This is a genomic window from Rhodopirellula sp. J20-39 (assembly GCF_057365095.1).
Genome location: NZ_CP195123.1, coordinates 3688812 through 3709945, shown reverse-complemented (window position 1 = coordinate 3709945; position 21134 = coordinate 3688812). Strand labels below are relative to the sequence as shown.

The window sequence follows — 21134 nt, the reverse complement described above, 5'->3', positions numbered from 1 at the left end:
GACTGTTAAACGGTTAGGTTATATCGCGTCCGAGTCAAAGTGTTGACCGGGATGATGACTGATCTTTTCGATTGTTCAGTGCTGACGTGGTACGCTTTGGTGTGAACGCACTCATTCAATCAGCGATCCATCGTCCAGTTCGAAAATTGGAAGGACAACAAACAACGATGCCTAACACCGACGCCACGCCGCCTAGTTCGTCCCAGCAGCATCCTCAGCCAACGCGAGATTCTAACGTCGAATCAACCCATTGCACCGAATCCGATTCCCAAGCGAAGACAGCCGAGTCGCCGGCGAGCGGTTTGGTCGTTGTCATCGGAGAAGTGCTCTGGGATTGCTTTGACAGTCAATGCACGTTGGGCGGCGCTCCGTTGAACGTTGCTTGGAACCTCGCCGGCTTTGGGCTGAATCCATTGTTCGTCAGCGCAGTTGGCGATGACGAGTTGGGGAAAGAGATCCTTCAGCGAATGAATGACTTCGGCATGTCGACCGAGGGCATCGCTGTGTTACCGGGCGTCGCGACGGGTACCGTGCAGGTAACCCTGGAAGACGGCGAGCCTCACTATGACATTGTCTCCGATGTGGCCTGGGACAATATCCCGTTGGCTTCAAGACGGATGGTGGAAAGCGAAAACGGGTCCAAAGAAACGCTACGCGACGTGATACTTCGCCGGGCTCAGGAAGCAAAAGATGCAGGCATGCCGGTTGTTTTCTATCACGGGTCGCTGGCACTTCGTGACGCGCGGTCTCGACAATCGATCCAAGAACTGCGGGATGACTTGATCGACGAATCCATTGGCGCGAAGGTGTTCTTCGATGTGAACCTAAGAGCTCCGCACTACGACCAAGAGTCGCTGGACTCTTTTCGTCGCTATGCATCGTTCATCAAGTTGAACCTAGACGAACTCAGCGAGTTATCTGGCAAGGTTCGTGGTGCTAAAGACAGCGGTGCGGATGGAAGCGGTCACAAAGATCACGAACAAACACCGGCCCAACAATCCATTTCGGCAGGCGACTCGCTCGACGCGACAAGTGTCGCTGCCCTGGACACATTGCTTGTGACGTTGGGAGCGGATGGTGCGATGGCGTACCGCCCCAACACCGCCAAACCTTTGCGAGTCAAATCGCCCACGCCCGAAAAGATGACCGATCCGGTCGGCGCTGGTGATGCGTTCGCTGCCGTGATAATCCACGGGATTTCCACGAAACGTCCCATGGTTGATGTGATGCCTGACGCGGTGGCGTTCGCCAGTCGCGTGTGTGGATTGCCTGGTGCAACCTGCATGGACCATGACTTTTATTTCTTGTCGTCTAGTTCCACGAAGGCCTCGGCAATGAGTCCTTCTAAACGTACTTCCTAAATATCGAGTGTTATGAGTTTACCCGATCGCCCTGCAAACTCCGGTGACGGCCTACGAATTACCCTACTAAGCCTTCACGGCTTGATCCGCGGACACGACGTGGAACTAGGTCGCGACGCCGATACCGGCGGCCAAATCAAGTACGTTCTCGAACTCGCCCACGAGCTTTCTCAACGCGACGAAGTTTCGTCGGTGGAACTGGTCACTCGCCAAATTTTCGATGACCGCGTGGGCCCTGATTACGCACAGGTCACCGAGCAACTTAGCGAAAAGGCGAAGATCATTCGGGTGCCTTTCGGACCCAAGCGATATCTTCGGAAAGAAGGCCTGTGGCCATACCTGGAATCGTTCATTGACCAAATGCTCGGTCATTATCGTCGGACCGGTTTACCGGATTTGATCCACGGTCACTATGCCGACGCGGGTTACGCCGGCGCCCAGCTAGCTCGACTGCTGCACGTTCCTTACGCCTTCACCGGACACTCGCTGGGACGGGTCAAACGAGAACGAATGATCGCATCGGCGGCGAATTCCAAGAACCCCAAGTCGATTGATGACCTCGAACGGAAGTTCAAGTTCTCGATCCGTGAAGAGGGCGAAGAGACGGCCTTGGAAACTGCCGCGATGGTGATCACCTCCACCGCCCAGGAAGTTGAACAACAGTATTCGATTTATCACCACTACCAGCCCGATCGGATGGAGGTGATCCCGCCAGGCGTCGACTTAACCAACTTCTATGCCGATGATCCGAGCGAGCCGCTTCCGCCAATCTATGACGGTTTGACACCGTTCTTGCGAGAACCGGATAAGCCGATCGTATTGGCGATGGCGCGACCGGACGAGCGTAAAAATCTGGAAATGTTGGTGCGGGTTTACGGTGAAAACCCCAAAATGCAAGAAGCCGCTAACCTCGTTCTCGTAATGGGTTCGCGTGAAGACATCCGGCAATTGGCGCCGTCGCAGCGTAAGGTGATTACCAACGTCTTGCACCTGATTGATTACTACAATTTGTATGGCAAGGTGGCGTACCCCAAGACGCACCGCCCCAACGACGTTCCCGACCTGTACCGCTTGGTGGCCCGAGGCCGCGGTGTCTTCGTCAATCCCGCGATGACAGAACCGTTCGGTTTGACGCTGTTGGAAGCGGCGGCGAGCGGCGTGCCGATTGTAGCGACGAACGATGGCGGTCCTCGTGACATCATCGCGAATTGTCAAAACGGCTTACTCATCGATCCATTCGCACCGGAAGACATCGACCACGCGATCATGCGTTGTCTGAGTGAACCGGAACAGTGGAAAGAGTGGTCGGACAACGGCATCACTGGCACGCGACAACACTACAGTTGGAAGACGCACGTGGATCGTTATCTACGTGATGTGCGAGAGATCACTCAGCAATCCGCGCCGCCGGCGTTGTCGCTGACTCGATCATCCAAGCGTCTGCCGGAGTTCGATCGGATCATCATGACCGATCTGGATAACACCCTGACCGGTGACGACGCTGCACTGAACGATTTCGTCGAACTGATGAAGACGAAGGGGCAAGATGTCGGTTTCGGTATCGATACTGGACGGTCCCTCGCCGAGGCGATGAAGCTGATCGAAGAACTGGGACTTCCACGTCCCGATGTTCTATCCGCCGCTGTTGGCACCGAGCTCTACTATGGTGCTGATCTAACGCTGGACCGATCGTGGCGTCAACAGATTGCTCACCATTGGAACCTCGCGGCGGTGCATGAGGTTCTGGACGACTTGCCAGGCTTGTATCTGCAAAAGGACAAGGACCAGACCGAATTCAAAATCAGTTATCGCATTGATCCGGAGGTAATTCCATCGGTCAACGACATTCGCAAACGGTTGCGTGAAGCGGGTTTGCGAGTGAAGGTCATTCTTTCGCTTGGCTCGTTCTTAGACGTCATCCCACTACGAGGGGGAAGCGAGCTGTCGCTCCGCCATCTAACCTATCGCTGGGGTTTCGACGCCGATCACATGCTGGTCGCCGGCGATTGTGGAAACGACGAAGGTATGTTGAAGGGAGCCACCCTCGGTGTCGTCGTCGGGAACTACAGCCCGGAGCTGGAAAAGCTGCGACGGCTTCCGCGGATCTATTTCGCCGAGGGTTGTCATGCTCGGGGAATCCTGGAAGGCATTGAGTACTATGATTTCCTTGGGCATATCCGGATCCCCAACGATCGCGTCGAGGCCGACTCGTCCAAGGACGACACCAACGCGGAATAGATTGGCCCGACAGGCCAAAATAACTGAAACGGCTATCGAGTAGGCGGACTCGTTACAACCAGCAAGATCGTGCTGATTTGAAGATCACCCCTTGCTGTTTTGCTTTGACAACTTTGAATCCCACCTTTGTATCGAATTGCCCCAAGGATGAGCACACACTATTGATATGATCGCACTGAAACCAGACGCCTTCACCGCTGCTCATCCGAACGTCTCGCAATCCAGCGAAGATGAAAAGGCTTTCGTTGCGCTGCGGCGCATGCTGCCTACCCTCGAAGCGTTCTGGGAAGCGGAAGACGTTGAACAGGACGAGATCGACGAGGTGGTTGGTCGGTTGCAGAAACACTGGCCCCGTCTGTTCCGATTGCTGCTTGGATTGTACGGCACCCAGTGGGACTTCTTTTATCATCTGGAACAGATCTTGATGACGATGGTTCGCGGCTGGCGATTGCGAGATGAGTCGCTGCGTATCCACGACCGACAACGAATCAACAACCCAAACTGGTACCAAAGTGAAAAACTGGTCGGCGGCGCGTTGTACGTTGACTTGTTCAGTGAAAACCTGGGCCAGCTACGCGAGCAGATTCCGTATTTCCAAAAACTAGGTTTGACCTATCTGCACCTAATGCCGTTGTTCGCTGTTCGTCCCGGTAACAACGACGGTGGTTATGCGATTAGCAACTACCGTAGCGTCGATCCTCGCGTGGGAACGATCGAGGACCTACGACAGCTCGCCGATGATTTGCGAGAGGCCAACATTTTGCTGGTGCTGGATTTCGTATTCAACCACACCGCCGACGATCACTACTGGGCTCAACAAGCACAATCCGGCAGCCGTGAACATGAAGACTATTATTTCTTGTTCAAAGACCGCTCGATGCCGGACCAATACGAACGAACGCTGCGTGAGATCTTCCCGACAGTTCGTCGAGGAAGTTTTACTTGGCACGACGGGATGCAGCGTTGGGTTTGGACGACCTTCAATAGTTTCCAGTGGGACCTGAACTACCGCAATCCGGATGTGTTCAATTCCATGCTCTCGGAGATGCTGTTTATCGCCAATACTGGCGTCGATCTGCTACGCCTGGACGCGGTTGCGTTCATTTGGAAACAGATGGGAACGATGTGCGAAAACCTGCCTGAAGCCCATCAAATCATCCAAGCCTTCAATGCCTGTGCACGAATCGCTGCACCTGGGTTGGTATTCAAGAGCGAAGCGATCGTCCACCCCGACGAAGTGGTGCGGTACATCAGCCGCGACGAATGCCAGACGTCTTACAACCCAACCTTGATGGCGTTGCTATGGGAGTCCTTGGCAACTCGCGACACCAAGCTGTTGCGACGCTCGCTTGCTCGCCGACACAAGCTTCCCGAGCAAACCACGTGGGTGAACTACCTGCGTTGCCATGACGACATCGGCTGGACGTTCGACGATGAAGACGCAGCGGCGGTTGGCATCAGTGCCTACCATCACCGTCAGTTCCTGAACGAATTTTACACCGGCCAATTCGATGGCTCGTTCGCGCGCGGCGTTCCGTTTCAACACAACCTGGAAACAGGTGACATGCGAATTAGCGGCACACTAGCGTCGCTCGCTGGATTGGAACAGGCAATCGAGGCAGACCGAGAAGACTGGAAAGAGCTCGCGATTCGCCGCATCTTGTTGCTTAACGCATCCATGCTCAGTATCGGCGGCATACCGCTGATTTACCTGGGCGAAGAATGGGGTGCGTTGAACGACTATGACTTCGTCAAAGATCCCGCGAAGGCGGGCGACACTCGCTGGGTCCACCGCCCAAAGATGCAGTGGAAGTTCTTGGAAGAACTCGGCGACGACGGTTCGATTCGAGGCCGCATCTTCCGGTCGCTTCAAAAGCTGATTGAGATCCGTAAAACGACGCCTGCGTTCGCGGGTTTGGATATGGAATTGATGGAAACACAAAGCCCGTCTCTGCTTTCGTATGTTCGGGCGAATGCTTCCAACCGCGTCATCGTGGTATCCAATTTCAGTGAACATCCGCAAACGGTGGACGCCAATCGGCTACGCACCGCTGGAATGGGCCGTTTCTTCGAAGACCTCTATACCGGACAAACTCTCACCACGGCCGAAGATTTGCAGTTGGAACCTTATCAGTTTTTATGGCTGCATCGGGTTTAGAGGGCCACAGCGATGCAGGGCCACAGGGCCACAGGGCCACAGGACGGTGGGTAGTTTTTGTGCGGCGGAAGATTCCAGTTAGGTTTTTAGCCTCGCAGGGCTTTGGCTAGGGGGCACAGCTTCATTGCTTCGGGAGCACCGCTGCGATATTTGTGTAGCAGCTTGCGAGATTGCTCGGCGAGTTGACGCCGCACTTCGCGACGTTCACCTTTGACTCGGGCGATCTTCATGTCGTCATACCCCGTTGTCTGGTGCCGCATCCAAGCGATCACCGCCGACTCAGCTCTTCGCTGGATCGGGATCCGCTCGGTTCTTGCAACCGTGCCGCTGCCCACCGGAGTAGCATGCTGCGTCACCGCGGTGGCAAATCGCCGTGCCATGGCGGCATATTGCTCGTCGAAACGCAAGAACTCCACAACCGCACCATGGAAGTCTTCTACGTAGGCTTCCTGTTTTTCATCTCGCCGTTTTTTGGCCGCCTGCTTGGCCTTCGCGTAGCCCGCCGTCGAGCGAGTCGCTTCCATTGATTCACGTGCTTTGGCGATCTGTTCAGCGTTCGCCCACAACCCTTTGGAAAACATCCGCCGCCCCTTCTTTTCCTTCATCGTCCAGGTCGGCCCGGCGGCCTTGACTCGCCGGGTCACGCCAGCATCTCCAGGAGGCAACAACTCCCAACCGGCCGGGACGGCAACGACTTCACCGCTTTCCAGCCGGACCGTCTTGTCGTTCTTCCCAGGAGCGACCACAAGAGTTTGTTGTTCAATGGGAAGCGATGTCATTGCGTTCTTGGAAAATGATCGGGAAAGAAACTGGCAATCGATGCCACGAGGCGACAATCCGTCGCGAGCCGCGGATATTACAAGAAACCAGCACAAGCCATAAAGAGCAAGTCGAATCGATCAAGAAACCGCGGTCGGTCCGTTCCTTGCCGGGGCCCGGGCATCGATTGCACACGCCCACGGATGATCTTCCATGGATGATTTTCATTGGGTACACCCGGCGTGTCCGGGAATGCTATACCTTGATGGGCAGTGACAACATGATATTGAAAGTAGTTCGAGCGAGTAATCATGCCCCAACCAAAATCTGACTCAGCGAGCAACGTTGCGAAACAGGAACGTGACACGGATGTTCGCGTTGTGAAGTCGCAAATGTATCTGCTGCCCGTCAAAACGCGGGTGCCGCTGAAGTTCGGAGCCGAAACGCTTACCCATGTAACGTGCTTGCGAGTTCGAATGACGGTCCAGGATCGTGCCGGGCGGACGGCCGAAGGTTGGGGCGAAACACCGTTGTCGGTGCAATGGGCGTGGCCCAGCTCGCTCAGTCACGATGCCCGCTTGGCATCCATGATCAAGTTCGCCAAAGACTGCAACGAAGTATGGCCCCAAATCAACCAATTCGGTCATGCGATGGAAATTGGCTATGATTTCATCCAAGACCGCCTGCCTCAATTGCTTGCCGCCCATCGGTCGATCGATGCCGCTCAAACGGACGCCGTTAAGCCGGACGCAACTGCAGCACACGGCGAGCCTATGCCGTTTCTGGCAGCGTTGATCTGCGCCAGCGCCTTCGACATCGCACTACACGATGCGTACGGCAATTCCTGCGGTCGAGACATCTATCAGACGTACAACCAAGATTTCATGAGTCGCGATCTAGGGAAGTTCCTTAGCCCCGACGATCCCGCCGTTCATTTCGAGGGCAAATATCCCCAAGATTTCTTCGTAGCTGAAGCCCCCACGACGCTACCGGCATGGCACTTGGTCGGCGGGCTGGACCCGATTGAACCGGATGAATTAGTTGGTGACGAACCCAATGACGACGTGCCGGTTTTGCTGGACGATTGGATTCAACGTGACGGTTTGAAATACCTCAAGATCAAACTGCGTGGCAACGACTCGCAGTGGGATTACCAACGATTGGTACAAGTCGGAAACGTCGCTGCCCGACATGATGTCACTGCGTTAACCGCCGACTTCAATTGCCAAGTCCACGAGCCCGAATACGTCAACGCGATCTTGGATCGACTGAAGCGAGAACACGGGTCCATCTTTGATGCTTTGCTGTATGTGGAACAGCCCTTTCCCTACGACTTGGATCAACATCGGATCGACGTGCACTCGGTATCGGACCGCAAGCCACTGTTCCTGGACGAGAGTGCGCACGACTGGCAACACGTTCGCCTCGGTCGACAACTGGGATGGACCGGAGTCGCACTGAAGACCTGCAAAACCCAAACCGGTGCATTGTTGAGCCATTGTTGGGCGAGAGCACATGGTATGCAAATCATGGTGCAAGACTTAACCAACCCGATGCTGGCGGCTATTCCCCATGTTCGACTGGCCGCGCATGTCGGCACGATCGGCGGAGTGGAAACCAACGCGATGCAGTTCTATCCGGCCGCGTCCAACGCCGAGGCTGAGATTCATCCTGGAATCTATCGGCGACGTGAGGGACAGGTGGACTTATCAACGCTATCCGGGTCAGGATTTGGCTACCGGAGTGACGAGATCACACGGTCGCTGCCTGAACCAGCCGCAGAGAATTAGCGTCGGTTCGATGCTAGGTTAAACCTTGCTCGCTGAGCGGAGGCAACGCCTGTTGGTGTATAGCCTTCGGGCTGCCAAGCATGAACTCGACCGCCAGGATGGGACGCGGAGACAGTCTACAGCCTGAACTTCAACTGTCCCCCGGACAGCGACGAAGTGTTTATCATGGGCACACCCATACAACATCCCCTCCGCAAATCCCCACCCCATCATTCCAACTGGCCTCACCTTTATGTCGCGTATCGCACAATCAATCGTTCTGGCTTGCCTTTGCTTTGCACTGGAAGGTCCTGCATTCGCCGCCGAGAAAGCGGGGACGGATCAGTCTCATCCGAATATTCTGGTCATCTATGCGGACGACCTCGGTTTCGGCGATCTGGGTTGCTACACCGCAAACTCGAAAATCCCTACGCCCAATCTGGATCGGCTTGCATCGCAAGGGATGCGATTCACCGACGGGCATTCATCGTCGGGGATCTGCACGCCGAGCCGCTACGCCCTGCTGACCGGTCGTCACCATTGGCGAGATTTTCATGGGATCGTCAACGCATTCGGGAAGTCTGTCTTCAAGGCGGAACGACTGACGATGCCAGAGATGCTACGCGAGTCGGGCTATCAAACGGCCGCGATTGGCAAGTGGCACCTCGGCTGGGATTGGGACGCGATCAGAAAACCAGACGCTAAGCCAATTCGAACGGGCAAACGAACCGAATGGGGACCGGAAGCTTTCGATTGGTCCAAGGCGATTCCGGACGGTCCACTGGCACACGGTTTCGACCACTATTTCGGCGACACCGTCATCAACTTTCCGCCGTACTGTTGGATCGAGGACGATCACGTCACCGAAGTGCCCACCGAACGAATGGACGCTTCCAAGTGGAAGGAGATCAAAGAAGGCAACTGGGAATGCCGTCCCGGACCGATGGTATCAGGTTGGGATCCGTATCAGAACATCCCCACCATCACCCAACGCGGTGTCGACTACATCCAATCACAAGCCAAGTCGGACAAGCCGTTCTTCCTGTACTTTGCCTTTCCGTCGCCGCACGCGCCGATCATTCCCAACGACGAATTTGACGGCAAGTCGCAAGCTGGACCGTATGGCGATTTTGTGGTGGAGACCGATGCCAGTTGCGGCCAATTATTGCAAGCTCTCGAAGAAAGCGGACAGGCTGACAACACGCTGGTCGTCTTCACCGCCGACAATGGACCCGAAAAATACGCCTATCAGCGAGATCTCAAGACAGGGCACTGGTCCGCATTCCCTCTGCGTGGATTGAAACGAGATTTATACGAGGGCGGTCACCATGTTCCATACATCATCAAATGGCCTGGCGAGGTGAAGCCAGGGACGGTTTGCAACGAGCTGGTCAGTCAAATTGACCTGATGGCGACATTCGCGTCGGTCGTTAATGCGGACCTTCCAAAGTCGGCCGCCGAGGATTCTCATGATATCCTGCCGTTGCTTAAGGGCAGTAACGAATCGATCCGTTCGACTCATATCCACAACACCTACCAAGATCGCTATGCGATCCGGCACGGCGATTGGCTACTGATCGACAGCAAAGATGGATATGGAACCCAACGCAATCGCGACTGGGAAACCCGCCACGACTATCCGGCCGATGACAAGCAAGCGGTTGAACTCTACAACCTAAAATCGGATATCGGACAGCGTGACAACTTGGCGGCCGAAAATCCGGAACGAATTACGGACTTGAAGAACCGGCTGAAGAAAATTCGCGACCAAGGTTATTCCGCACCAAGGTTGGCAAACTAGCAACGGCGTTCTTTGAATATGAACGAAGTATTTGTTCTTTTCAACGAGAGCGAATAGGCACGGACTGGTTACCTCGTCCGCTACGGTCGGCGTATGATTCGCGGGCGAGTCGCGGGCGGTATCGATCGGCGATCCGGCACTCTTTAGGCTAGAACGCTGGCGTGTTTACCGGATCGTTTTTGGCACGATGGACAAAAAAACGTGGATCGCTGTGCCTGGACGATTCGGTTGATCACGCCCTTGGTGCATCGCTGGCAATACTCGCCTTTGCGATCGTAGACACGGTGCATGTTCTGGTAACCGCCTGGATCGTTCAGCACATTTCGGTACGTCCCGTCACTGAGCGTGCTACCTTCGTGAACAATCGCGTCGTCCAAAACGAGCGAGATTGCGGCATGCAAGCGAATCCATTGCGGCCTGGTCAAACGCTGGCAAGGCAAGCGAGGGTCGATACCGGCGACAAACAAGATTTCGGCGGCGTACAGATTACCGATGCCAGCGACCACGGTTTGGTCTAGCAAGGCGACCTTGATCGCCCGAGAGCTACTTAACAGTTTTCCCCGCAAACCGGCGACGTCAATCTGCAAGGCGTCGACACCCAACCTCGAATCAATCTGCTCGGCAAACTCCGCACCCGACAGCAATCGGATGGTGCCCAAGCCACGTCGATCCCACACCAACAGTTCGATTTCGTCACCGTTTGGCTTGTTTGTCGATCCCCGCCCCTTCGTCTTAGACGCCTCTTTGACAGCGGACTTGTCGCTTTTCCCAGCAAAACGGATACGCAATCGCAAATGATCGACCGACGGCGGATCGGCCAACAGAACCAGCCCGCTCATTCGCGGTTCGATGACCAATCGCTCATCGCCATCGAAACGCAACATCACTCGTTTTCCGCGGCGTTCAATCGCTTGCACACTGCGACCGACCAACCGCCGTTGCATCTCACTGATATCCGGCTCGATCGTACAAGGGCGACATGCACACGGTGGCGTCTCAACCGCCTGGATCGTTCGTCCCACAACGTCCGCAATGCCGCGGCACATCGTTTCGACTTCGGGTAATTCAGGCATCGCTTCTTGTTTTGATCAGGCTGGTCTTGAGCTGGGCTGCTGTATTCTACGCTCGTCGACAACCGCGACTTGCGGTCCTAAGTCGTGAACGAAGTAATGAGTCCATTCTATTCGAGTTGACTGGAGAGATTCGTTGCCTCATCCACTTCGGCCAAGCTTTGAAACGTATCAGTTACAAGCACCATCACCGAAGCGAGAACGGTTGCGAATAATGCTCGCGACGCAAATCGAGACTTCGCTCTACGGTGCTTTTGCGTCCGAATCGGTAACTTCCAATAGGCTCAATGTCTTGGCGTTGGAGTCGAGTTCAAACCGATATCGATCAAGGAAACTCAAGCCCAGCAACGGCTGAACTCCGCCAGCGATCGGCTCGAGCACCACGGCCTCGACTTGCTTGGCCTCGAACTGGCCGACTCTCAGCGAATCCAGGAAAACTCGCTTGCCTTGGATCCTGGCACCGTTGGCAAGGGCTAACGTCACCGGTGCCGCATCGCCTGGAATATTGATCTTCAACCGAGTTGCCGTATCAGCCGGAAGCGTCACCACGGTCGCACCGCTGTCAACGACCATCGAAAGGGGCTGGTTGTTCAGACTAGCCATCACCGCCAATGAACCACTGGATCCAACTTCTAGCGGGATCGATTCCTGGAAAACGTCTGCTTCAAAGGAAGCCAACCGACTGGAGATCGACCTGAACACTTCGCCGACGCCCACGTCTTTGGGAACATCAAAATTTCGATGCATGACTTCGATAGCGATATTCACGTCGCCCAACTTCAGTTGAGCTTCCAACTTGTCGCTGGCCGCATCGACTTGTTTGCGAACCTGAAAAACCTGTTCGGCGTAAGCCGCTTCGGCTGAATTCACCACCGCGCGAGTTTTGCGTAAAAGCTCCACCTTCTCTGCTCGGACTCGTCGTGCCTCCGCGATTTTGCTGCGGGTCGCATTGATCATTGCCACAATCCGATTACTGGCAATGACATCGTCGCCGGCAATCTGGGTAAGCTGCAAATTCAAATCACCGTCACTGCGATTCAGACCGACCAGCAGATTATCCATCTGTTCGATCGATGCCTGCACCGCCGTCAATTCGTTCTGTTGAAGACGCAACTCCCGCCGACTACGACTGAGCGAAGAAAGCGTGCGGGCGAGATCCGCCGCGTCGGTGGACTGCAAACGAGTTCCACTGCGCCGCAGCCCCGCTTCCTTAAGAATTCTTTCGGCCTTTTTGACCACCGCATCGGAATACGGTTGGGCGGGTTCGGTCGCCGATACCAATCCGACATTGCCAGCGTTGAAACCGACCGCAAGGATGTTTAGGCTACAGATTACAGCGACGACGATGGCGTACCGGAAACCCTGACTTGCCCTTGGTTGTTGTGTTCGTATCATCGAAATACCTGCTGGGGATGGGGCGATCGGCCCACTTGATGATAGTCGAACCCAAATCGATATCGCCTCATCTTGCGGCATTGTAACGTGCCCACCCGATCGGACCAGAAAACAAGACCGTTAAACCGGCCGCCAAAGCCATGAATAACAAGCCTCCGAGTACGATGAAAACGACTGCGATGACTTGCCCTACGTGCACCCGCAAGTTTTTGTCCGATGAATCACCGACGCCGCCATTCTGCTCGACGCGTTGCCAGATGATTGACCTGGGTCGATGGTTTAAGGAGGAGATCGGGGTTCCGTTTGAGGGTGAACCTGGTGATAGCCCGGTCGAATACCTTGACGAGCCTGAAGATTGATCGCCCCTAACCCAACGCTGGATTTTCCGCTCGTTTAAAGTTCAAGACGTTACGCATTGGACAAATCGCTCAGGTTAGCCAAGCGAGGGTGTCACGATCGGCCGGCAAAAGTCCGGCAAAGGCGTGGTCACTCAAATGTCCCTGGTGAACCCTTGCCGAAACACCCTGTCTGGTCCACAATGGGGGGCGGTTATTTAAGCGGACGCTTGAATGGCAACACAACGAACGCGAACCTGCGGGTTCGCCAATCGGTCACCATTTTGAGACGACGGCCTTTTCCGGTCTGCAACCTTGTCGGGTTGAATAGCGGGAAAGGTTTCTTTTTTGTTAATCGTAGGAAGCACGACATGGTCGAATCAGTCCCAATGACCCGCGACGGCTATAACCGTATCAAAGCCGAGATTCATCGTCTTGAACACGTCGAGATGCCGCTAATCACCGATAAGATTGCCGAAGCTCGCGAAGAAGGCGACCTGAAGGAGAACGCCGAATACCATGCCCAACGTGAAAACCAAGGCATGATGATGGCGAAGATCAACGAGCTGAAAGACAAGATCGCTCGCGCTTCGATCATTGACGTTTCCAAGTTGCCCAAAGACGTGGTTGTCTTCGGTTGCACCGTAACCGTGGAAGACGTTGCCTATGGCGACGAAGAACAGTTCACGCTGGTCGGTGCCGGTGACGAAGACTACGACGCAGGCAAAATTCTCGTAACCAGCCCGTTCGGCCAAGGTTTGATCGGCAAGAAAGTCGGCGAGGTCGCGGAGGTCGACGTCCCCGCGGGCAAGATGAAATTCAAGATCCTGAAGATCGACTTCGATATCTAAATCGCGGTTCGCTCTGGATTTCCCAAGTGCCACGTCCATTGCTGGATCGTGGCATTTTGCGTTTGTAAGGTCGAACTGCTGAGTCGTAAGGATTCCTTAGCGGCTTTTTGGAATCGGACAAGAAAGCTGTTGTTTCGACTTTGCATGGTCCAGGCACGCCGCTTGTCGTTATGGCCGTGGCGGTTACGCCAACACGCTCGTTCGGTCACAATGCCCGGATATTTTCGCCTGTACATTTTCGCCTGTACATTTTCGCCCAGTCATTTTCGCCCGGACATTTTGTCCGAACGTCTTCGTGAAGGACTCTAACCAGGTGACGCGGCCAGAACCGCTTGAATACCGACATGGATGAAATCGTTTACTACGACCGCTACTCCGGCCAAACCGAAGTCGAAAAGGTCTATGGCGACAAAGCTTTGCGTTGGACGTACGGGACTTTGGCTGGCCGGGTTTCGCTGAACGCGTTGGTCAAGCGAGCGATTTTTTCCCACTGGTATGGTTGGAAGATGGATCGCCCAAGCACTCGCGAGCGAATCAAGCCGTTCATTGACGATTACGGACTTGATGCATCGGAATTCGTCAGAGACGTAAACGAATTCGCCAACTTCAATGAGTTCTTCTTTCGTGAATTGAAGCCAGAAGCTCGCCCGATCGATCCGTCGTCCGATTCGATTGTCTTTCCGGCTGACGGACGCCATTTGTGCGTTCCCGATCTTTCCAAATGCGAAGGGCTATTCGTCAAGGGCGAGATGTTCAGTCTCCGTACTTTGCTTCGGGATTCACGCTTGGCGGATCAGTACGCTGACGGCAGCTTGCTTCTGTCGCGTTTGTGCCCGGTCGATTATCACCGCTTTCACTTTCCCGTTGCAGGCGTTCCGTCGGCAGCAAAATTGATCGACGGCCCGCTCTATTCCGTCAATCCAATCGCACTGCGGCAAAACATCCAGATTTTGGCAACCAACAAACGTTGCATCACCGAGGTCCAAACCGAATCGATGGGGAAAGTGCTGGTGCTGGAGATCGGTGCGACGTGCGTTGGCAGCATTTGCCAAACATTCACCGCGGGGAAACCGGTCGCTAAAGGCAGCGAGAAGGGATATTTCCGATTTGGCGGATCGTCGACCATCACGATCTTCCCACCGGGGCAAATCAGGTTCGATGACGATCTAGTCGAAAACTCAAGTCAGCATCGTGAACTGTACGCTCGTGTTGGCGACCACTTGGGCACACGAATCTAGCCGTCAGGCTCGCCAGTCAAGGCACTTGCCAAACGAAACCGGCCCAACCGCACTCACAATTCGAGCCTCCTAAGCTACGACATGACTGCAATCCTGGAATAGAATTTGCAAAGCTGCTCGTCGAAGTGAAGCCGCACTCGATTCGTCTTGCTGCATTGGCAAATTTCACGCTAGAGATTGCCGCTCAGGCATACTCCGCCTGGCAAATAGCGGTATGATCGTTAGACACCCGATGATGAGGGTCGATTTGCGTTTTCCATGCCGAATTGGCCTGTTTGCATCGCTGACCGAATACTACTGCCCACAACTACGAGTTGGAAAAAGATGACTGCGTTAGACCAAGTAAAAAAGCACACGATCGTTGTTGCAGACACTGGTGACATTGATGCAATCGCCGAACACAAGCCTCATGACGCAACGACCAACCCTTCGTTGCTCTACAAAGCGGCTCAAATGCCCCAGTATCAATCGCTTGTTGACGAAGCGATTGCTTACGCCCAGGGCAAGTCAGGCGACGAACAGCAATTGATCGACGCGATCATCGACAAGCTTTCCGTCGCGTTCGGTTGCCGCATTTTGGAATTGATTCCGGGTCGCGTTTCGACCGAAGTCGATGCTCGCTTGAGCTTTGACACCGAAGCGACCGTCAAGAAAGCCTACGAGCTAATCGAGCTTTACAAGGAAGCCGGCGTCGATTCCGATCGGATTCTGATCAAGATCGCCAGCACCTGGGAAGGCATCCGTGCCGCCGAACAGCTCGAAAAAGAAGGCATCCACTGCAACCTGACGTTGCTATTCGGATTCGGCCAAGCGGTCGCCTGTGCCGAAGCCAAGGTCACCTTGATCAGTCCGTTCGTGGGCCGGATCTATGACTGGTACAAAGCCGAAAAGGGTGTCGATCACATCGCGATCGAAGAAGACCCAGGTGTCGAGTCGGTGACCACCATTTACAACTACTACAAAAAGCACGGCCACAAGACCGAAGTGATGGGAGCCAGCTTCCGCACCAAAGAACAAGTGATGGCACTGTGCGGGTGCGACCTGCTAACGATCTCGCCGGACCTCTTGGGTCAGCTCAGCGACAGCGATGCGGATGTTCCTCAAAAGCTGGACGCCGACGCGGCAGCGAAAATGGACATCGAGAAAGTTTCGATGGACGAAGCGACTTTCCGCTGGATGTTGAACGAAGACGCCATGGCCACCGAGAAGCTCGCCCATGGTATCCGTGGCTTCGCCGCTGACCTTGATAAGTTGCGAACTTTCCTGGCTCAGCGAATGGAAACCGCCACTTCCTGAGCGAAGATTTCTTGGGATCGAAACGACAGCTTTCGATTGCAAGCTCGGCCGATGAAGATCGGCCGTGCCGCTATCGCCAAGTCGCCCGGCTACGAAGTCGCCCGGCTAGAAAGTCCTCCAGCGTTCGCCGACGATCATTCTGACAATCGGTCGTTTTTACAGGCGACCGTCTTTACAGTCGCTTGTTTTTTCCGGCGATCGGCTTGCTGGGGAATCGTGCGACTCAAAGGCGACTACTCTTCGTCTGATTCGGGCGATTCTTCTTCGCTCGGATTCAACTTTGCCTTCTGCCCCTTGATGAAGGCTTCGACATAGGCCGCCGCTCGGCTACTTCGTTGCTTGGCCAAATCGCGTGCCACTTCAGCAGTTTCAATACACTGCTCCAGATCGCCGTTTTCGCTTTGCCACTGCGCCAAGGTTAAGCGACACTCGAAGCTTTTGGGACTCAGTTCAACCGCTTTTTCAGCCGCCTGGAACGCCATCTGGTAAACCGCCTCGGGCAACTCGGCTCCGTCCTGCTTCGCGGCCAGCACGTCTCTTGAAATGGAGAGCATCGATCCGATTTCGTCGCCATGTTCTTGCATGTACGCTGTCATCATCTCTTCAGCATCGTCGCTTCCGGAGGTGATCGCGATACCGGCTCGCAGTTGAGTTAAACGAAGCAGGTTCTCGTCAAAGTTTCCTGACTCGATCAACTCATCGAGAATCTTGATCGCCTTGTCGTTTTCACCCTTCTTCGCCAGGGTGACGGCCGCCCGGTACTGTCGAGCAAACTCAGCTCGTAGCATGATTTTTCGTTGCACTTCGGCAAACTCGACAGCAAAGGCCTCGCGGTCCCACTTGTCAGCGATAATATCCGCGAGCGGTTCTTCCATTCGCATCGGATGCCCGATCCATTCGATCACTCCGGACTTGCCGACGATGAACGAACGCGGGATCCCGGTTTGACCGGCCGCTTGAAAGTAATCTTCGTAGACTGACTTGTCTGGATCACAGGTCAGGCAATAGGTGCTAGTTAATTCTTGGTAGGTCATTTCTTCGTCCGACCCTACCTTTCGTTCCAGAAAGCCTTCCACCGTTTCCAGTGGCTCGCGAGTCACGCTAATGACCTGAACGTTTTGGTCGGCCAACTTTTGCTGCACTTCGCTGATGTGTGGCATCGATGCGATGCAGGGACCACACCAGGTTGCCCAAAACTCGATCACATAAATCTTGTCTTCCTCGAGTTCGGTCGTGTGCGGGAACTTACCGTCCCCGTCACTAATCCAGTGTTCGATATCGATCGCCGGTGCTTCGGAGCCGATCGTCAATGTCGGTTCATCGGCCGCGAACAGCCTTCCGGTAAACGGAGTCGCGCAAGCGAGGCACGCGACTAGAACAGCATTCAGTGGCGTCAGGAATCTAGACATCAACGGTCTCCGAAATTCAGTTGGACTTGAGTAACGATCGTGTGAACGGCAGGTCGCGAACACTTCTATTTCGCAACCTAAAAGTCAGTAAACCGAGGACGATTCACCGGCAAGTTGGCCGGTGACGTTCATCCGCCATCGGCCCTTCTTCGTGAGACATCCAGTTTCGCGACCGCCAAGCACGCAACCGTCTGATCAGGTACTAGTTTGATTCATCGCTTGATTCAGGTGCTTTTTCCAAGCGGCATAGGCGGCCTGATAGACGCCTTCGCCGGGTTCAATGACTTTACGTTTTTGGAGACTTTGGAAGGCCTCGTCCAGCGAAGTGAAAATGCCGGCACCATAGCCAGCTCCACGGGCCGCGCCTAACGATCCGTCGGTGTCGCAAAGCTCGATCGTCGCTCCGCTGACGCCGGCCAGAGTCTCACCGAAGACTTTGCTCAAGAACATGTTCGCGTATCCGGCATGAATCTTCTTGATCTCGATCCCGGTCTCTTGCATGACTTCCATGCCGTACATGAACGAGAAAACAATCCCTTCCTGGACAGCGCGGCTGAGATGCGATCGATCGTGCCGGTTAAAATCCAGTCCTGCGACTTGAGCACCGATGTTCTTATTGCCGAGTACGCGTTCGGCCCCGTTTCCAAACGGCAACACCGTGACGCCGCCACTTCCGATCGGAGCCGATTCCGCCAATTCGTTCATCTCTTCGTACGAAACATCCCCAAGCAATCGCTTGGTCCATGCGTTCAGAATTCCGGTTCCGTTGATGCACAACAGGACGCCCAATCGAGGACTGTCCGCCGCATGGTTAACGTGCGCAAACGTGTTCACTCGCGATTGCGGATCGAACTGCTTCGCATCGGTCACACCGTAGACCACACCCGATGTTCCACCGGTCGCCGCGATATCGCCCGGGTTCAACACGTTTAGCGACAACGCATTGTTGGGTTGATCGCCCGCTCGATAGGAAACCGGAATCCCCGCCACCAAACCAAACTCAGCAGCCGCTGTCGGTGTGACGTGGCCTTGCGTTCCAAACGTGGGGACGATCTTAGCCAGCACGTTGCGATCGAAACCAAAATGATCCAACAGGAACCCAGCGGGTTCTTCCGCATCGAAGTCCCACATCATTCCTTCCGAAAGCCCCGACATCGTCGTGCAGGCTTCGCCGGTCAGCTTCATCGCCAGCCAATCGCCCGGCAGCATGATCTTGTCAACCTTGGCGAACAACTCCGGTTCGTTCTCTTTGACCCACGCCAACTTAGACGCGGTGAAGTTCCCCGGCGAATTCATCAGATGGCTCAAGCACTTCTCTTTGCCGATTGCTTCAAACGCAGCCTCGCCATAAGGCACTGCTCGGGAATCGCACCAGATGATCGACGGCCGCAACACGTTTTGGTCTTTGTCGACACAGACGAGACCGTGCATTTGATAAGCGATGCCGATCGCCTTGACTTCCTCCGGATGCGCGCCGGCTTCTTTCATCGCATCGGCGACCGCATCTTTGGCGCAGCTATACCACAATTCAGGATCTTGTTCGGCAAAGCCAGGCTGAGGTGAGTCGATCTTTTGTTCCGATTTGGGATAGAACGCACTTCCCGAACAAGTCCCGGTTTCCGCGTCAAGCAATGATGCCTTCACGGACGAGCTACCGACATCAATCCCCAACAAATATTTCATTCAACAACCCTATCCAATTCGATGATGCAATTAACCGGCCACTAACCGTGATCTTGTGGGGCTCAGGTTGTTCCTGGAACCGCCACGAAAACTACGTTTTGATGCAGATTGCGTGCGGACGCAAGTCGGCTCAAAAGGCCACAGCATAGCAAACTGGAGACGTCTCGACGTCGGCGGTATCGAAAACGAAAACGCGAGCCTCGGCTAGAAGAGCGTTGGTCCTGCAAAGGCTGCGAAAGGTGATGCGGCAACACCATTAGAGGGGCAAGTCAGGCTACCGACGCTAACGTCTTAGCACAGAGCATCCTGCAACGAAGCGTCGTTGCGGTGAGCGATCTCACAGAGAGAGAACGTTTTCCAAAGGAAACGTTGCTTAGAGATCGAATCGTACGTCTTCCGACTTCATTAGCCGGTGCGCGGTTTCCAATACCGCACGACGAGGAACCAACCCGACGGGGAAGCCGTTCGTATTCACAATCACGGCTCGCAACATCGGGTTGCGTTGCAGCGAATCCCAGACGACCGCGACGGATGTTTTTAACGGGAATCGAGTGAGGTTGTTGTTCATGACACTCGATAGCGGCCGATCACTGATTTCCTGAGTCGTCAGTGTGCTCATGAAATCTCGTTCGCTGACCATGCCTACCAATTCCGACATCGAATTCACCACACAGGCACAATCGACACCGGATTGGATGAACTTGCCCCGCGCATCGCCCAAACACTGAGTGTCTCGAAAGACGGCGATCGAGGTCGTCATCACTTCATCCGCATGTATCTCTCGCAAGCGGTCAACCAGCGAATTGCAGCCGTTGAGTTGACTTTGTTGTCGCCGATTTAGATCACTAGTCGACAGTGCACGATCGCGACCTTCGCTTTTTGCGGCAAGCAAAGCGGAGTCAGCTTGCTTGATCAAATCATTGATCTCCACGCCGGAAGCGAAATCCAACTCACCCGTAGTCGCCACGCCCAGTGTGGTTCGCACGCAAAGAGCATCATTGACGCCGTTGGACGATCGAGCTGCGATTTCTTCACGAATGCGATTGGCAAAAGCGACCGCGTCTTGTTCGTTTGCGTTGGGTAGCAAAACACAAAATTCGTCGCCGCCTAAACGGCCAACCAAATCCGTCGTTCGGATGTGCTCGGTCAGAACATCAGCCACGACACGCAATACTTCGTCGCCCGTCGCGTGACCGAATTGATCATTGAATTGCTTGAACAAATCAATGTCCAACAAGATGCACGAAACCGGTTGTCCCGCCGCAAGAGCAGGCTCGATCGCTCGTTCGCACCGCTCTCGGAATGAACGCTGGTTCAAGATGCCCGTCAACGGATCCGTTTCCGCAAGCACCGTCTTTTCTTGCAGACGGCTCAACGCGATTTCCGCACTGCGAATACGCGCCAAGAATTCTTCTTCGCGAATCGGCTTCGATAGAAAATCGTTTGCTCCCGCTTCCATGGCGGCGGAAAGATCATCGCCGGTGTCACGCGCCGTGGCGATTAACACGTACACATCGTCCAGCCCATGCCGTTCACGAATCGATCGGCAAAGCTCCAGCCCTGACATGTTGGGCATGTTCCAATCCGTGACAACGATCGGAGGGCAATTCGACTTGGCGCTATCCCACGCGCCACCACCGTCTTCCGCCTGCACGACGGTGTAGCCAGACATTTCCAGCCATGCTGACATCAGCTTTCGGGTCGTGAAGTGATCGTCGGCGACAAGCACGCGGGGTCGTTGGATAGGTTCAGCGATGATCGACATGATGGG

Annotated in this window: 15 protein-coding genes; 9 read left to right on the top strand and 6 right to left on the bottom strand. The window is 54.8% G+C overall.

Annotated elements, in window-relative coordinates:
• Window positions 1-167 precede the first annotated feature (167 nt).
• The 3 genes from ACR3ZL_RS13510 to ACR3ZL_RS13500 all read left to right on the top strand — a co-directional run bounded on the left by ACR3ZL_RS13510 (window position 168) and on the right by ACR3ZL_RS13500 (window position 5757).
• On the top strand, window positions 168-1361 hold the full coding sequence (locus ACR3ZL_RS13510) for a carbohydrate kinase family protein (RefSeq protein ID WP_486173553.1): 1194 nt from the start codon (window positions 168-170) through the stop codon (window positions 1359-1361).
• A 12-nt stretch (window positions 1362-1373) separates the two neighbouring features.
• The gene (locus ACR3ZL_RS13505) at window positions 1374-3599 is read left to right on the top strand and encodes an HAD-IIB family hydrolase (protein WP_473652610.1); all 2226 of its coding nucleotides are present in this window, start codon (window positions 1374-1376) and stop codon (window positions 3597-3599) included.
• Window positions 3600-3765: 166 nt separating this feature from the next.
• Window positions 3766-5757, top strand: coding sequence for an alpha-amylase family glycosyl hydrolase (locus ACR3ZL_RS13500; RefSeq protein WP_486173552.1), 1992 nt, complete (start codon window positions 3766-3768; stop codon window positions 5755-5757).
• Between the two features lie 86 nt (window positions 5758-5843).
• Here the strand turns inward: ACR3ZL_RS13500 and ACR3ZL_RS13495 are convergent, their stop codons facing one another.
• Window positions 5844-6536: a DUF2293 domain-containing protein gene (locus ACR3ZL_RS13495; protein ID WP_473652612.1), complete on the bottom strand. Its 693-nt coding sequence runs from the start codon at window positions 6534-6536 to the stop codon at window positions 5844-5846.
• Between the two features lie 291 nt (window positions 6537-6827).
• Between ACR3ZL_RS13495 and ACR3ZL_RS13490 the strand changes: the two genes are divergently transcribed.
• Both ACR3ZL_RS13490 and ACR3ZL_RS13485 read left to right on the top strand, forming a co-directional pair.
• Window positions 6828-8306, top strand: a complete 1479-nt coding sequence (locus ACR3ZL_RS13490; protein ID WP_486173551.1) for an enolase C-terminal domain-like protein — start codon at window positions 6828-6830, stop codon at window positions 8304-8306.
• A 232-nt stretch (window positions 8307-8538) separates the two neighbouring features.
• Window positions 8539-10086, top strand: a complete 1548-nt coding sequence (locus tag ACR3ZL_RS13485) for a sulfatase family protein (protein ID WP_473652616.1) — start codon at window positions 8539-8541, stop codon at window positions 10084-10086.
• Window positions 10087-10229: 143 nt separating this feature from the next.
• Here the strand turns inward: ACR3ZL_RS13485 and ACR3ZL_RS13480 are convergent, their stop codons facing one another.
• Window positions 10230-11159: an Fpg/Nei family DNA glycosylase gene (locus tag ACR3ZL_RS13480; protein WP_473652617.1), complete on the bottom strand. Its 930-nt coding sequence runs from the start codon at window positions 11157-11159 to the stop codon at window positions 10230-10232.
• A 240-nt stretch (window positions 11160-11399) separates the two neighbouring features.
• Complete coding sequence (locus ACR3ZL_RS13475; protein WP_473652619.1) at window positions 11400-12551, bottom strand: retropepsin-like aspartic protease family protein; 1152 nt, start codon at window positions 12549-12551, stop codon at window positions 11400-11402.
• 164 nt (window positions 12552-12715) lie between these two features.
• On the opposite strand from ACR3ZL_RS13475, the gene ACR3ZL_RS13470 reads away from it, so the two are divergent.
• The 4 genes from ACR3ZL_RS13470 to tal all read left to right on the top strand — a co-directional run bounded on the left by ACR3ZL_RS13470 (window position 12716) and on the right by tal (window position 16271).
• Window positions 12716-12910, top strand: a complete 195-nt coding sequence (locus ACR3ZL_RS13470; RefSeq protein WP_473653561.1) for a DNA gyrase inhibitor YacG — start codon at window positions 12716-12718, stop codon at window positions 12908-12910.
• Between the two features lie 347 nt (window positions 12911-13257).
• Window positions 13258-13737 carry a transcription elongation factor GreA gene (gene greA, locus ACR3ZL_RS13465; RefSeq protein WP_473652620.1) on the top strand — a complete coding sequence of 160 codons (480 nt, stop codon included), beginning with the start codon at window positions 13258-13260 and terminating at the stop codon, window positions 13735-13737.
• 344 nt (window positions 13738-14081) lie between these two features.
• Window positions 14082-14975 (top strand): archaetidylserine decarboxylase, encoded by an 894-nt coding sequence (gene asd, locus ACR3ZL_RS13460; protein WP_473652621.1) that lies wholly within the window; start codon window positions 14082-14084, stop codon window positions 14973-14975.
• A 324-nt stretch (window positions 14976-15299) separates the two neighbouring features.
• Entirely contained in the window at window positions 15300-16271 is a 972-nt protein-coding gene (gene tal, locus ACR3ZL_RS13455; RefSeq protein ID WP_473652622.1) for a transaldolase, read from the top strand.
• A 233-nt stretch (window positions 16272-16504) separates the two neighbouring features.
• Here the strand turns inward: tal and ACR3ZL_RS13450 are convergent, their stop codons facing one another.
• From ACR3ZL_RS13450 to ACR3ZL_RS13440, 3 genes are all read right to left on the bottom strand, one after another.
• Complete coding sequence (locus ACR3ZL_RS13450) at window positions 16505-17680, bottom strand: redoxin domain-containing protein (RefSeq protein WP_486173550.1); 1176 nt, start codon at window positions 17678-17680, stop codon at window positions 16505-16507.
• A 195-nt stretch (window positions 17681-17875) separates the two neighbouring features.
• Window positions 17876-19363, bottom strand: coding sequence for a xylulokinase (locus ACR3ZL_RS13445; protein WP_486173549.1), 1488 nt, complete (start codon window positions 19361-19363; stop codon window positions 17876-17878).
• Window positions 19364-19736: 373 nt separating this feature from the next.
• Window positions 19737-21128 carry a diguanylate cyclase gene (locus ACR3ZL_RS13440; RefSeq protein ID WP_486173548.1) on the bottom strand — a complete coding sequence of 464 codons (1392 nt, stop codon included), beginning with the start codon at window positions 21126-21128 and terminating at the stop codon, window positions 19737-19739.
• Window positions 21129-21134: the final 6 nt, after the last annotated feature.

What these genes read in the sequence shown, in the direction of transcription:
- ACR3ZL_RS13450 (WP_486173550.1), bottom strand. Translation starts at nt 17,680, where the DNA reads ATGTCTAGATTCCTGACGCCACTGAATGCTGTTCTAGTCGCGTGCCTC.
- asd (WP_473652621.1), top strand. Translation starts at nt 14,082, where the DNA reads ATGGATGAAATCGTTTACTACGACCGCTACTCCGGCCAAACCGAAGTC.
- ACR3ZL_RS13470 (WP_473653561.1), top strand. Translation starts at nt 12,716, where the DNA reads ATGAAAACGACTGCGATGACTTGCCCTACGTGCACCCGCAAGTTTTTG.
- greA (WP_473652620.1), top strand. Translation starts at nt 13,258, where the DNA reads ATGGTCGAATCAGTCCCAATGACCCGCGACGGCTATAACCGTATCAAA.
- ACR3ZL_RS13485 (WP_473652616.1), top strand. Translation starts at nt 8,539, where the DNA reads ATGTCGCGTATCGCACAATCAATCGTTCTGGCTTGCCTTTGCTTTGCA.
- ACR3ZL_RS13445 (WP_486173549.1), bottom strand. Translation starts at nt 19,363, where the DNA reads ATGAAATATTTGTTGGGGATTGATGTCGGTAGCTCGTCCGTGAAGGCA.
- ACR3ZL_RS13505 (WP_473652610.1), top strand. Translation starts at nt 1,374, where the DNA reads ATGAGTTTACCCGATCGCCCTGCAAACTCCGGTGACGGCCTACGAATT.
- ACR3ZL_RS13475 (WP_473652619.1), bottom strand. Translation starts at nt 12,551, where the DNA reads ATGATACGAACACAACAACCAAGGGCAAGTCAGGGTTTCCGGTACGCC.
- ACR3ZL_RS13490 (WP_486173551.1), top strand. Translation starts at nt 6,828, where the DNA reads ATGCCCCAACCAAAATCTGACTCAGCGAGCAACGTTGCGAAACAGGAA.
- ACR3ZL_RS13510 (WP_486173553.1), top strand. Translation starts at nt 168, where the DNA reads ATGCCTAACACCGACGCCACGCCGCCTAGTTCGTCCCAGCAGCATCCT.
- tal (WP_473652622.1), top strand. Translation starts at nt 15,300, where the DNA reads ATGACTGCGTTAGACCAAGTAAAAAAGCACACGATCGTTGTTGCAGAC.
- ACR3ZL_RS13480 (WP_473652617.1), bottom strand. Translation starts at nt 11,159, where the DNA reads ATGCCTGAATTACCCGAAGTCGAAACGATGTGCCGCGGCATTGCGGAC.
- ACR3ZL_RS13495 (WP_473652612.1), bottom strand. Translation starts at nt 6,536, where the DNA reads ATGACATCGCTTCCCATTGAACAACAAACTCTTGTGGTCGCTCCTGGG.
- ACR3ZL_RS13440 (WP_486173548.1), bottom strand. Translation starts at nt 21,128, where the DNA reads ATGTCGATCATCGCTGAACCTATCCAACGACCCCGCGTGCTTGTCGCC.
- ACR3ZL_RS13500 (WP_486173552.1), top strand. Translation starts at nt 3,766, where the DNA reads ATGATCGCACTGAAACCAGACGCCTTCACCGCTGCTCATCCGAACGTC.